Here is a 13,569-nt window from a genome sequence, read left to right on the forward strand (position 1 = left end):
CGGCCCGGTAGCCATCGCTTGACGGAGGCGAGCTGGCGCGCGGTCCGGCTTCACCAATTATGCCTGCGTAGCCCCGATGGAGCGCAGCGCAATCCGGGGCCGCTCGCCCGGCAACTCGTACCGTCCCGGATTACGCTGGCGCTCCATCCGGGCTACGCGATCGCGGCCTGTGTCGCGCCTGTGTCAATCCATACGCGCAAAAATATTCCGCTTTACCGAAATTCGGTTTCGGCGTATGTGTCGGCCATCCTGATCCGGCGAAAGGGGCGGTCGTACGTCGCAACGAGCCGCGGATCGGGGAGCGGTGGACGCAGACGGCGTCGTGCACGAGAGGCGGGAGCAGGGCGGGATGAACCCCGTGAGGTCCCGGCGGCGTGCGGACGAGCGGCGCTTGAAGCGTACGGCCAAATCGCGTGGTCCTGGCTGTCGTTGCTACAGCCAAGCCCTGCGGAGGTACGCCGAGCCCGACCGGGCAGAGCGCGCCGTCAATTCGCGGGGTGACGGAGGCAAGCAGGAACTCGTCTCCGGGGAGAGCGCGCCATACGCCGTCAAACATCGCGCAGGGAAGGCCGGACGTTTCGGCTGTACCTGTTGATCCGTTGTGCTGGCGTGTGCATTTTTCATCGCACGGCGGATTGCGGGTGCCAGCCGGCGCCCGGCCTTCCCTGCGCCCTTTTTTGAAGAGGGCGTGACGAAGAGAGCAAAACTCGGGCGAAAGGCGCCGCGAGGAGGAGAACGCATGTCTGCGAGTCACAACCTCCGACTTCGTAGAGTGGGCAAAGCGCAGCGTGCCCACGCTCTCGTGCCCCGGACGCAGCGCAGCGGCCCCGGCGATGCGAAGCATCGTTCGGGCTGGTGCGCTGCAGAGCCGGGGCCCATGTCGCCGCATGCCGCGCCGCTTTTGGGTCCCGGCTCTGCGCAGCAGCGTAAGAACGCTGCAGCGCGTCCGGGACACGAGAGCAGCGACGTCCCCCACGAATGTGGCGAGATCGCATCGGTTCGACAAAAAATCCCCTGTCGACGATGCTGCTTCGTACCTTGATGAATCAACCCGGGTTGGTCCATAAGCGGCGTCCCGTGGTCGGTGGTTCGCCCCCGTATTGCGTGCTTGGATAGAGGGATTCTCGCGTGGCAAATATCAACCAGAAAATTGCGCAGGAGCTTGGGGTTCGGGCGGAGCAGGTCGAGGCGGCGGTGACGCTGCTCGACGGCGGCGCCACGGTTCCCTTCATCGCCCGCTACCGCAAGGAAGCGACCGGTGCGCTCGACGACGCGCAATTGCGCACCCTGGAGGAGCGCCTGGTCTATCTGCGCGAGCTCGAGGACCGCCGCAAGGCCATCCTCGAATCAGTCCGCGAGCAGGGCAAGCTCGATGCCGCGCTCGAGGCCTCGATCATGGCCGCCGACAGCAAGGCGCGCCTGGAAGACATCTATCTGCCGTTCAAGCCGAAACGCCGCACCAAGGCGGAGGTCGCCAAGGAAGCCGGCCTCGAGCCGCTCGCCAACCAGCTGTTGGCCGAGCCCGGCAACGATCCGAAAGTGGTGGCGGAAAGCTTCATCAACGCCGAGAAGGGCGTCGCCGATGCCGCTGCTGCGCTCGACGGCGCCCGCGCCATCCTGGTCGAGCGCTTCGACGAGGACGCCGATTTGATCGGCGCGCTGCGTGAGGACGTGTGGACCAATGCGCGCATGGCCTCCAAGGTGCGCGACGGCAAGAAGACCGAGGGCGAAAAATTCGCCGACTATTTCGACTTCTCCGAGCCGCTGACCAAGCTGCCCTCGCACCGCATCCTCGCGATGTTCCGCGGCGAGAAGGAGGAAATCCTCGATCTCCAGATCCAGGCGGAGGAAGCGCCGCCCGCCGGCGTGCCCGGCGCTTATGAATTGAAGATCATGAAGCGCTTCGGCATCGCCGACCTCAAGCGTCCCGGCGACCGCTGGCTGGTCGACACCGTGCGCTGGGCCTGGCGCACCAAGATCCAGGTGCATCTCAACATCGATCTGCGCATGCGGCTGTGGAATGCGGCCGAGACCGAGGCCGTGCGCGTGTTCGCCTCCAATTTGCGCGACCTCCTGCTGGCGGCGCCGGCCGGCACCCGCGTCACCATGGGGCTCGATCCCGGCTACCGCACCGGCGTCAAGGTCGCGGTGATCGACGCCACCGGCAAGGTGGTCGACACCACCGCGATCTATCCGCACGAGCCGCAGCGGCAGTGGAACGAGTCGCTCGCAACGCTCGGCCGGCTCGCGATGAAGCACAAGGTCGAGCTGATCGCGATCGGCAACGGCACCGCATCGCGCGAGACCGACAAGCTCGCGACCGAGCTGGTCAAGGGCCTGCCTGACCTGAAGATGTCGAAGATCGTGGTGTCCGAAGCCGGCGCGTCGGTTTATTCGGCCTCCGCCTTCGCCTCGGAAGAATTGCCGGGCCTCGACGTCACCCTGCGCGGCGCGGTCTCGATCGCGCGGCGGCTGCAGGATCCGCTTGCCGAGCTCGTCAAGATCGAGCCCAAGGCGATCGGCGTCGGCCAGTATCAGCACGATCTCGGCCAGGCCAAGCTCGCCAAATCGCTGGATGCCGTGGTCGAAGACTGCGTGAACGCGGTCGGCGTCGACGTCAACACCGCCTCCGCGCCGCTGCTGGCGCGCGTGTCGGGCGTCGGCTCGGGTCTGGCGCAGAGCATCGTGGCGCATCGCGACGCCAACGGCCCGTTCAAGTCGCGCAAGGCGCTGAAGGATGTGCCGCGCTTGGGGCCGAAGGCGTTCGAGCAGTGCGCGGGCTTCCTGCGCATTCTCGGCGGCGAGGATCCGCTCGACGCCTCCGGCGTGCATCCGGAAGCCTATCCGGTGGTGCGCCGCATCCTCGCGGCGACCAAGAGCGACATCAAGGCGCTGATCGGCTCCAGCGAGATCGTGCGCACCTTGAAGCCGAAGGATTTCGTCGACGAGACCTTCGGTCTGCCGACCGTCACCGACATCCTGAAGGAATTGGAAAAGCCCGGCCGCGACCCGCGTCCGGCGTTCAAGGCCGCGGTGTTCAAGGAAGGCGTCGAGGAGATCAAGCATCTCCAGAAGGGCATGATCCTCGAGGGCACCGTGACCAACGTCGCCGCCTTCGGTGCCTTCGTCGACATCGGCGTGCACCAGGACGGCCTCGTGCACATCTCGGCGATGTCCAGGAACTACATCAAGGACCCGCGCGAGGTGGTGAAGCCCGGCGACATCGTCAAGGTGAAGGTGCTGGACTTCGAGGTTGCCCGCAAGCGCATCTCGCTGACCCTGCGCCTCGATGACGAGGTCGGGCCTAAGAAGGACGCCCCCGGCATGCAGCGCGACAACAACCAGCGCAACCCGTCACGCATGACCTCGTCGGCGCCGCGCAAGCAGGACTCGTCGTCCGGTGGCGGCGGCGCGCTCGCCGAAGCCCTGCGCCGCGCGGCCGAGAAGAGCGGCGGCAAGCGGGTGTAGTCCTTCACCTCTTCCAGCAGAAGAGCGGGGGGCCTGATCAAACTCCACGTCATTGCGAGCGTAGCGAAGCCATCCAGAGATGCTTCCGCGGAGACAGTCTGGATTGCTTCGTCGCATCGGCTCAAAATTGCTTCGCAATTTTGTCGCGAGCTCCGCAATGACGGGGAGAGAATGCGGGCTCCCGCCTCCCTGACACCGGCGTCAGAATCTGGCGCGTTTGTCAGTTGAAGGGGCGGTCCTCTCATCCGATCCGCATCGCGCGGCGGGACGACTGCCGCGCGAGGAGGATGCTTCGATGAACAACAGGCTTCTCAGCAGAGCCGCTACACGCCGGGCAATGGCCTCGGCCTCAGCCTTGTTGCAGCGGTCGCGCAGCTCCATGGCGCGGAGATCGCGTTCGGCGACAACGCGCCGGGACTGACGGTGCAACTGCGATTTCCGCCGCCCGCCATCTAGAGGTGCGCAGATGCCGATCCGCGTCCCCATATCGCGCGACTATTGAGCCACCTCAAGTTGGGCGATTGCCGGCTCGCCTAAGCTTCGACCGCTATCCTCATCCGTCAGGCCGCGGTCGGGACGACGATCATGCAATTTGCGAGCTGGCGAGCTCGAGCCGTGTCCATCATCGCCGCGATGCTGCTGCTCGCATCGCCGGCGCGGGCGGGGTGCGACCTCGGAGATGTTGCCGGCTCTTTCTACGGCACGTTGAAGGCGACCTACGATTGCGAGTCGCTCTGCAAAGACAGCGAGACCAACTGCGACATCGCGATCGCGCTGGATCTGGCCCTTGCCGGGGTGGCCATTCAGAGCTCGGACACGGGCAAGGGACAAGACCTGGTCAATCAGTTTTGCGCACAGGCGACGGGCTCCGGCGACGTGATTGCGGACAAGCTGCAGGCGCTGTTCGGCAGCTCGATTCCGGCGGACATCTACAAGAAGCTGAAAGACAACAGCTCGGCTCAGAAGATCGCGAAATGCTCCTGCGAGACGGAGCAGAGCACCAATTCCATCGGTTTCGACCTCGGCGAGTGCATTCAGGATGCGCTGTGCGGCGGGCTGGGAATTGGCTGCAACTGCACGCGGCCGCCGCCGCAGATGGCTTATTGCGGGTCGGTCGACGTCAAGCATTGCCAACCCATGGGTCACTTCGACCAGATGAAGGATCCGGCCTGCACCCCGTACAGCTCGATCGCCAATTGTAACGCGAACTGGCAGAAGTGCGGATACGGGGACAACATCCCGACGGTCGCGAAAGTGGACACGCCGGAGGGAACACTGGCGATCTGGCTGCCGCCGACGCAGGAGGACACCGGCTGCGATCCGGTCCAATCCTGCTTCTGCCCCAAGCCGATGGTCCCGGCCTGGCATGAGGTGGCAAATCCAGGGACCGATGTGCATCGCTGGCTGTTCGCCTGCGATTGTCCGTACGAAGCGGACAATCCCGATCATCAGACCCATCCCGGAGCCTTGCTGCCGAGCGGCATCTCGCAGTGCATCTGCGACAACACCAACCAACCGGCAAATCTCGGCTTCGCGCCGTTCGGCATGTGCCCGCCGCCGGCATGTCCCGCAGGACAGACCCGCATGGGCCTGACCGGCGACTGCGTGACGCCGTGCTCCGACCCGAAGCAGGGCATGGCGTTCGACGGCAGCTGCTGCAATCCGGCGCAGATGACGACCTGCGGGCAATGCTGCCTGGTGGGGACGATACCCGATCCGAACAGCGGCACCTGCGTGCCGAAGCAAATCGTGAAGTGAGGTTGCAATCATGCCGTCTCGCCGACACAAGTCGATCTCAACCGTTGTCCGCGCGATGCGGCGGGCGTCCGCGCCCGCGTTTCGCAAAGTCGGCTTGAGAGCCTCGTCTGTGGTGTTCGCTATCGCCGCAATGATCCTGCTGGCGTCGCCGGCGCGGGCGGGGTGTAACCCCAGCGACATATTCAATGCCACCAAACAGTCGGTGAGCGGACTGTCGGATTGCGCCTCGGCCTGCGCGACGGGCGCCGGTTGCGCCGCGGCGGCCGCGGCGACCGGCATCCTCACCGAGATCGCCGCCTCGGCAGGACAAGGCGTGGTCAATTCGTTCTGCAGCCAGGTGCAGGGCAACGCTACCCAGATCCTCGGTTCGTTGCAGTCGGCGGGCGGGTCGTCGATCGGACAGAACTTGCTCGACAAATTTGCCGATGCGCTGACGGCTGTCGGTTCGCCCGCGACGGTCGTGCAATGCGCCTGCCAGACCGAGCAGGGAGTCGGCTCGTTGGGCTCCGATCTCGGGCAATGCATGGAGGATGTGCTGTGCTGGCTTCAGGGCGTACTCGGTGATTCCTGTGACTGCGAGCGGCCGCCGCCTGCCATCGTCAGTTGCCCGTCGATCGACGTCAAGAAGTGCCTGGAAGACCACGACTACTCGGGAGTCTGGAACCCGGCATGCATTCCCTCCGCCGGGATCGTCAACTGCAACCCGAACTGGCAGCAATGCGGATACGAGGGATACAGCCCGTCGGTTGCTAAGCTGCAGACCCCCGAGGGAACTCTTGCCGAGGCATTGCCCGCAACCGCCGAGGGCACTGGTTGCTACGGGGCCTCCTATTGCTTCTGTCCGGTGCCGATGAACCCTACCTGGCACCAAGTGCCAAATCCGGGTGGCGATCTTCCCCGGTTCATGTTCACGTGCGACTGCCCGTACGATCCGAACGACCCTGATCATCAAACGCATCCCGGCGCCCTGATGGCGAACGGGATCTCGTCGTGCCTGTGCAACAACACGAACCAGCCCGCAAATTTCGGCTTTGCGCCGTTTGGCATGTGTCCGCCAGCTGCGTGTCCCGCCGGACAGACGCGTCTCGGCCTGAACGGCGCCTGCGTGACCCCGTGCTCCGATCCTAGTCAGGGCATGGCGTTCGACGGCAGCTGCTGCAGTCCCGCCCAGATGAGCTCCTGTGGGCAATGTTGCCCGCCGAGCACCGTGCCGGACCCGAAGAGCGGCAGCTGTGTGCCGCGACCTCAGCAACCGAAATGAGGCGGCTCAACATCATGGATCCTTGTCGAAACCAGTCATTCGCAGCCGCCGCCCGCGCGATGCGGCACATCGCCGTCGCACTGAGCCTGGCTCTCGCACTTGGCGATCCAGCGTCGGCTCAGGCGCCCCGCGGGGTGTACGCGCCTGGCGAGGCGGCAGTCACCGGATTTTCCGGCGCCGTCCGCCCGTTCGAGATGGAGCCCGGCCAGGACGCTGACGCCCTGTCCTTCATCGATCCGGAAGGCCCTTCGCTGCGTGTCGTCGATCTCAGCCGCATGGGTGGCCCGCCGGAGGCGCAGCTCGTCGGCGCGCCAAAACCCCTCACGGTGAGCGCGAAGTGGATCGGGCAGGTGTTCGGCGTCGCGCTGGACGACCATTCGCCGACCAACGTCTATGTCGCCGCGACGTCGGCCTACGGTCTTTCGATCGTCGCGCCGGGGCCCGACGGCAAGCCGAAGCGCGTCAGGACCGGCACCAAAGGGGCGACCTTCATGCCGGCGCAATGGGGCCCGAAAGGCGGTCCGGGATCGATCTGGAAGATCAATGGCCTCACTGGCGAAGTGACGCTGTTCGCGAACGTTGCGACCGGCAAGCAGGTCAATTCGGGGGCGGCGCTCGGCGGATTGACCTACGATCCCGCCACGAAATCGCTGTTCGTCGCCGACCGCGAGAGCGGACTCATTCATCGTTTCAGCCTGAACGGCATCCACCTCGGCGTCTTCGATCACGGCACAGCCGGCACCGCCGCCGTCGGGCTTGCGCCGGTGCCGACGAAAGCCGGGCCCGGCGTCGATCTTGCGAGCCCGCAATTCGACAGCGCACGGCCCGAGACCTGGGGCTACGCGGCGCCGGCGCGCCGGGTGTTCGGCCTCGCAGTGCGTGACCACCGCCTCTATTACGCCATCGCCGAGGAATTGCGCGTCTGGTCGGTCGATCTCAAGGCGGATGGCTCGTTCGGCGCGGATGTCAGGATCGAGGTTGCGGTGCCGCCTGCGGCCGGCCCCACCGAGATTTCCCGGATCACCTTCGACGACTCGGGACGGATGTATCTGGCCGAGCGGCCGGCGCCAATCGGCGCCCAGGATTTCGAGGCGTTGTCCGTGCCGTCGATCGGACGCGTGCTGCGCTACGCGACGATCGGCGTCACGGCGGCGAAGCTGCCGATCTGGCAGACCTTGCCAGATGAATATGCGGTCGGCTTCCCCGAAAAATTTCGCAACGACAATGGCGGCGTCGCGATCGGTTACGGCTACGACGGGCGCGGCGACATCAATCCCCGCTCCTGCGGAGGCTTCGTCTGGACGACCGGAGAACAGTTGCGCCACTCCACCGACTCCAAGCTCGCCGCCCAGCTCGGTCAGAGCGATATGGTTGCGATCGACGGGCTGCAGGGAAATCCGGCCTGGCGCATCCGCCGCGACGACGAGCCGCCGCGGATCAGCTATTTCATCGATTACGCCGACGCGCCGCCCGATCCGTCCGCGCGCGGACATCTGGGAGATATCGCCATCCTGCGTACGTGCTCGGAGCAGCCCGCGCAGCTCCCGCCGGGCATGCTCCGCATCGGCGCGCCGCTCCCCGCGCCGGGTTTTCGCGCCTGTCAGACGCACGTGTGCGGAACGCCGCGCGGACCGGTCTGTCCGGTCAATGAGGTCTGGAGCAATGGTGCCTGCGCGTCGGGCTGCGCGCCACTCGAAATCCTGATTAACGGCAAGTGCTGCTCGCCCAAAGACATGCAGCCCGGCGGTGCCTGCTCGAACGGCAAGCCTTCGACCGACATCAGCAAGCCGATGTGCGGGACGACCCAGACGGCGATCGGACCGAAGAACGAATGCTGCGAGAACAGCCAGATCTATTCCGGTTCGAATGGTGAGCAGCTCTGCTGTGCGAACGCCCTGGTCAACGGTGTGTGCCAGCCGTTCATTCCCAAGATTCCGGGCGGGATATGTCTCGACTGCTGTTCGCCGGGCTATGTGAAGATCGCCGGCAAATGTTGCTTGAAGAGCCAGGCGACCTCGAAAGGGGTTTGCTGCCCGGTCGGCCAGACCCCGAGTGCCGACGGAACGCAATGCCAGTCGACGTTCAAGATTCCGAAGATCTCGGTTTGCTGCGCCGGCGGCTACGTTCCGACGACAGCGGGCAAGTGCTGCGCGGCCGGAAACCTGACGACGAGCGGCGAGTGCTGTCCTGCCCCGGTCAATCCGAATGATCGCTCGCAATGTGTCGCTCAGAGCGGGAAGAAATCCACCCCGCAGCAACCCTGCGCGGCGGGCGAAACGCGCGACGACAAGGGCACCTGCGTGGCGCGCAAGCCGACGCCTGTACCGGGCACGCCCGCTCCCGTTCCCGTGCCGCGTCCTTCGAAGCCGAAGGCTCCTGGAGAACGTGTGCCTTCTATGGTTCGCCCGATGATCAGCTGTCCGCCCGGAACCGTCCCGGGGCCGCTGGGCAGGCGCTGCCTGCCGGTCGGACCTAGCCGGGTTGCGCCGCTCCAGCCTGGCCGTGTGGCGCCGCTTGTGCGGGAGCGAGGGCGCTAGGATATTTTTTGAGAGGCAAGTGGAGGAACTCGACAATGCTTGCAATGATCGACAGGCCAAGGTTTGCGTTAGCCAGGCTCCGCGGAGGCGCGCTGGGCATATTCGTCGCCGCGGCAATCGCAGTGCCGGGCACCGCGCACGCGCAGATGCAACGCGCGGACGTCGACAACGCCATCCAGCAATATCTCGCTGCGCACCCGGAAGCCCTGGGGCCGGCGATCGAAAAATACCTGGCCGATCACCCGGAGGCGGTCCGCACTGCGCTGATGGCGCTCATTGCCAAGCGCAACGCTACCGCGCAGACCGCACCGATGCCTGCAGCGAGCAACGCCAAGCAGGTGATCAGCGACAACGCCAAGGCGCTGTACGCCGCGCCGCTGCAGACGACCCTCGGCGCCGCCGACGGCGCCCGCACGGTGGTCGAGTTCTACGACTTCAACTGCGGCTACTGCCGCAAGGCCCTGGGCGACACGCTGGCGCTGATCGCCGACGAGCCGAACGTACGCATCGTGCTCAAGGAGCTCCCGATCCTGGGCCCTGACTCCGTCGAAGCCGCGAAAGTCGCGATCGCTTTGCAGATGCATCATCCCAGCGCCGCCGAATCGCTCGAGTTTCATCGCCGCCTGCTGGCGACGCAGGGACGGGTCGATCGAGCCGCGGCGCTCGCGGTCGCTGCCGATCTCGGCTTCAACGCCGGCGAGATCGAGAAGGATGCGGCCAGCGCCGAGGTGAGCGAGGCCCTGCAGCTGAATATGCGCCTCGCTTCAGCGCTCGGCATCAACGGCACGCCCGGTTACGTCGTCGGCGACAGCGTGATCCCCGGCGCGGTCGGCGCCGCAGCCCTGAAAGCGCGCATCCCGACCGCGCCGTGATCATGTGAGCGCGCGCTGATCCTACAGCTCGATCACGCCGCGCCGCGCCGCATGCGCCACCGCATCGGTGCGGCCGGTGGCATCGAGCTTGTCGAGCAGCGAGCCGACATGGAATTTGACGGTGTGCACGGAGATGCCGAGGCGGCGCGCGATCATCTTGTTGGAGGCACCCTCGGCCATCAGCGCCAGCACGTCGAGTTCGCGCTGCGTCAGCGCGATGTCGTCGGGCATGACACGCGGGTCTCGGCCAACGATCACCGCCGAAGCCTGCTCGCCGGGCGCGGCCAGGCGAAGCCCGGCGACACCGCCGAGCAGCATCGCCAGGCGATCGGCGAGGGCGGGATCGTCGATCTCCAGAGCCAGCACGATCTCGTGCGTCTTGTCCTCGCTCACGCCTCCGGCCTCTCGCCGACCGTGACCTTGAAGCTGACGGGCTCGCCGCCGCGTCGCGCCGCGACATCGACCACCGCGCCGACGCTTGTCGGACCCAGCGTTCGCGACAGCGCGCGTACGCCGGAGAGCTTCTGGTCGTTGACCGCGACGATCACGTCGCCCTGGCGGATGCCGGCCGCGGCCGAGGGGCCGGCCTTGTCGACGTTCATCACCATCGCGCCGATGCCGTCGTCGAGCCGAACCGGCTGCAGCCCGAGGCCGAGATAGCCGCGCGCGATGCGGCCGCGCGTCTCGAGCTGGGCTGTGACGCGCTCGATCGTCGCCGTCGGGATCACCAGCACGCGCCGCGGGCCGAGCACGGCCATGCCGAACGCTTGCCCCGATGCATCGAGCGCGAGGCCGCCCTGCTGGGCGGGACGCAGGCGCACGTCGAGCTCGATCCGCGCATCGATCTCGCCGCCGCGCAAGGAGCGCCAGCCATTGCCGGAGGCCGACACCATTCCCAGCGCCGCGCTCGGCGTCTCGCGGTTGGTGGCGACCACGATCGACAATGCACCCAGCGGCGGGATGGTTGCGGCGAGCTTGACCGGAGCCGTCGCGACGTCGGCGCGCAGCAGCGCGATATCGGTGGTGTGGTCGCGGCCCACGATCGTGGCGGCGACCCTGCTGCCGTCGGCGAGGCCGATCTCGACTTCGCCCTCGTCGGCCAGCGCCTCGTCGGCGGTGACGATCAGGCCGCTTTTCCAGGCAAAGCCGGTCGCGCGGGAGCGGTGCGAGTGCACGGAGACGACGGAGGGCGCGGCGCGCGCCGCGAGGTCCGCGAGGGCGGACGAGAGTGAGGACAGGGCGGTAAGGTCGGTCATGGCAAGCTCCTGTAGATCGTCCCCAATCTGGGATGTCGCGGGCGATTGCGAAACTGGCCGGGTGGCCAGGACAAGGCCGCTCGTTCAGACCACGGCCGACGAACATGTGATTGGGAGCGCCTCACGGGAACGTGTAGCAGTTCCGAAATTCCACCCCATGGCCCCAAGAATTGCGAGTTCTCATGACCATCGACCTCACCCGCCGCACCCTGCTCCAGCTCGCCGGCGCCACCTCGCTCGCGATGGCGGCCGCAGCTGCGGCGCGGGCCGAGGGTGCGCCGCAGGGTAGCGGGCCGACCTATGCCAGCCGTACCCCGATGCGGATCGGCATGGTGACGCTGCGGGTGAAGAACCTCGACAGGGTCGTCGACTATTACCGCGACGTGATCGGGCTCACCGTGATGGAACGCTCGGGCATCGCGGCGAAGCTCGGCACGTCAGGCGTCACGCTGCTGGTGCTGGAGGCGCGGCCCGATGCGGCCATCGAGCCGCGCAGCGCCGCCGGTCTCTACCACACCGCCTTCCTGATGCCGACCCGCAAGGATCTGGCGCGCTGGCTGGTTCACGCCGCCTCGCATCGCGTCAAGCTGTCGGGCTTTGCCGATCACCTCGTCAGCGAGTCCGTCTATCTCGATGACCCCGAAGGCAACGGCATCGAGGTCTATGCCGACCGCGATCCCGCGCAATGGCAATGGAGCGAGGGCAGCGTGAAGATGGCGACCGACGAGCTCGACATCCCCGACCTGCTGTCGCTGACCAATACGCGCGTGCCCGATTATGCCAGGGCGCCGGAGGGCCTGCGCATCGGCCACATGCATCTGCGGGTCGGCGATCTCGCGCAGGCCGGAAATTTCTATCATGGCGCGATCGGTCTCGATCCCACCCGCAGCCGTAACGGCGCGGCGTTCCTGTCGTCGGGCCGCTATCACCATCACCTCGGCATGAACGTCTGGCAGAGCGAGGGCGCGGGCCTGCGCGACGATCAGACGACCGGCCTTGCCTGGTTCTCGCTGGTGACGGAGAAGCCGGACATTCTCGCCGCCCAGGAGCAGCGCCTGCGCAAGGGCGGCGCGAAAGTCTCGGCGCTGGCGGATGGGCTGGAGGCGATCGATCCCTGGGGGACGCGGGTGCGGCTGCTCAAAGCCTGAACGAGCGGCCTGTTTCAGCCTGCAGCACGTTCGACGACGACGTCCTGGTCCGACCAGGTCCAGCGTCCGCCTCCACTGCGCTTTGCGACGTAGAGGGCGCGGTCGACGCGATCCAGCAGCTGCGAGGCCTTGGCTGCGGTTACCGGGCCGGTGCTGACGAGAATGCCGGCGCTCGCCGCGATGCGGACCGGAATGTCCGCCAGCAGGAACGGCATCGAGAGATCGCGAATGGCCCGACGCGCCAGCGCGAGCGCTTCCTCGCGGCCGTCGTCACCTGCCGCAACCGGCTTGAGCATCAGGAACTCGTCGCCGCCGAAGCGTGCGGCGATGCCGGCGCTGCCGACGCAGAACGACAGCCGCTCCGCGACCTGACGCAGCAGGTCGTCGCCGGCTTGATGGCCGTGACGGTCGTTGACCGGCTTGAAGCCGTCGAGATCGATTGCGACGATGGCGAAGTCGTCCTGTGTCTCCGCCAGCGCCTGGAAGAACGCGGCGCGATTCGGCAGTCCCGTGAGGAAGTCGTGGGTGGCCTGCCGCGCCAGCCGGTGCTTGGCTTCGAGGCGTTCCACGAAGGCGGCGCTGAGATGCCTAGAGGCCTCGCGCAGGGTCAGCCAGAAGAACACCAGCATGATCGCGCCGATCTTGTAGGCGAATTCCGGCCGCAGCAGGCCGCCGACGATGGTCGGCATCAGCAGCACGGCGGCCGTGTTGAGGATGATCCACGGACGGATCGCCGCGCGCGAAACCATGCCGACGCAGAACGACATCGAGAGCCCGAACGCGATCCAGGCGCCAGGATCGTCGTCGATCTCGAGCGCGCGATAGGAGAGCATGCCGAGCGCAAGCCCAAAGGCGGATGCGCCGGCCCCGTAGAGCCGCTCCCAGCGGATCACGTCAGCATCGGAGAATTGCGCCGCGCGCGACCGGTAGCGGAACAGGGAATAGATGCGGGCCGCGGCCGTGATGAAGATGAGGACCGAGATCACGACATAGCCGATATCGCCGCTCATGACGGCGAGCGCCACGGCACCCGTCACCGAGGTGACGCCGATGGCGGAAACCTGCGGCAGCGACGTGTACAGGAGATCGACGAGCTCGCGCCGGATGCGCGGATCGGGATGCAGATACCTGGACAGCAATGTGAGAGGCATGCCGGCACCATCGCCGCCACTCCCTAAGATTGGGTAGGAGAGGGGCGTGACATGATGGCCGGCGTGCAACGTCCTTAAGAAGTGGTCAATGCACGCGCTTGCTGGCAATTTTGTTGCG

Annotated in this window: 9 protein-coding genes and 1 pseudogene; 7 read left to right on the top strand and 3 right to left on the bottom strand. The window is 66.5% G+C overall.

Going from position 1 to position 13,569, the window contains the following annotated elements:
• Window positions 1-1,128 precede the first annotated feature (1,128 nt).
• From TSA1_RS21375 to TSA1_RS21400, 6 genes and pseudogenes are all read left to right on the top strand, one after another.
• Window positions 1,129-3,468 (top strand): Tex family protein, encoded by a 2,340-nt coding sequence (locus tag TSA1_RS21375; protein WP_100178054.1) that lies wholly within the window; start codon window positions 1,129-1,131, stop codon window positions 3,466-3,468.
• A gap of 312 nt (window positions 3,469-3,780) precedes the next feature.
• Window positions 3,781-3,924: pseudogene (locus tag TSA1_RS40690) on the top strand (ATP-binding protein); the annotation flags it as partial.
• 159 nt (window positions 3,925-4,083) lie between these two features.
• Complete coding sequence (locus TSA1_RS21385; RefSeq protein WP_100178055.1) at window positions 4,084-5,226, top strand: hypothetical protein; 1,143 nt, start codon at window positions 4,084-4,086, stop codon at window positions 5,224-5,226.
• A 109-nt stretch (window positions 5,227-5,335) separates the two neighbouring features.
• Window positions 5,336-6,487 (top strand): hypothetical protein, encoded by a 1,152-nt coding sequence (locus tag TSA1_RS21390; RefSeq protein ID WP_145984353.1) that lies wholly within the window; start codon window positions 5,336-5,338, stop codon window positions 6,485-6,487.
• A gap of 14 nt (window positions 6,488-6,501) precedes the next feature.
• On the top strand, window positions 6,502-9,024 hold the full coding sequence (locus tag TSA1_RS21395; protein ID WP_145984354.1) for a hypothetical protein: 2,523 nt from the start codon (window positions 6,502-6,504) through the stop codon (window positions 9,022-9,024).
• Between the two features lie 122 nt (window positions 9,025-9,146).
• The gene (locus TSA1_RS21400; protein ID WP_161497256.1) at window positions 9,147-9,896 is read left to right on the top strand and encodes a DsbA family protein; all 750 of its coding nucleotides are present in this window, start codon (window positions 9,147-9,149) and stop codon (window positions 9,894-9,896) included.
• Between the two features lie 21 nt (window positions 9,897-9,917).
• Here TSA1_RS21400 and TSA1_RS21405 read toward each other — a convergent pair whose 3' ends face one another.
• Both TSA1_RS21405 and TSA1_RS21410 read right to left on the bottom strand, forming a co-directional pair.
• The gene (locus TSA1_RS21405) at window positions 9,918-10,289 is read right to left on the bottom strand and encodes a response regulator transcription factor (protein WP_100178059.1); all 372 of its coding nucleotides are present in this window, start codon (window positions 10,287-10,289) and stop codon (window positions 9,918-9,920) included.
• A complete protein-coding gene (locus TSA1_RS21410; RefSeq protein WP_100178060.1) occupies window positions 10,286-11,152 on the bottom strand; it encodes a S1C family serine protease in 867 nt (288 codons plus the stop codon). Before TSA1_RS21410 ends, TSA1_RS21405 begins: the two co-directional genes overlap by 4 nt.
• Window positions 11,153-11,334: 182 nt before the next feature.
• Between TSA1_RS21410 and TSA1_RS21415 the strand changes: the two genes are divergently transcribed.
• On the top strand, window positions 11,335-12,300 hold the full coding sequence (locus TSA1_RS21415) for a VOC family protein (RefSeq protein ID WP_100178061.1): 966 nt from the start codon (window positions 11,335-11,337) through the stop codon (window positions 12,298-12,300).
• Window positions 12,301-12,314: 14 nt separating this feature from the next.
• Here TSA1_RS21415 and TSA1_RS21420 read toward each other — a convergent pair whose 3' ends face one another.
• Entirely contained in the window at window positions 12,315-13,451 is a 1,137-nt protein-coding gene (locus TSA1_RS21420; RefSeq protein WP_100178062.1) for a GGDEF domain-containing protein, read from the bottom strand.
• Window positions 13,452-13,569 lie beyond the last annotated feature (118 nt).

This window comes from Bradyrhizobium nitroreducens (assembly GCF_002776695.1).
In the GTDB taxonomy this organism is placed as follows: domain Bacteria; phylum Pseudomonadota; class Alphaproteobacteria; order Rhizobiales; family Xanthobacteraceae; genus Bradyrhizobium; species Bradyrhizobium nitroreducens.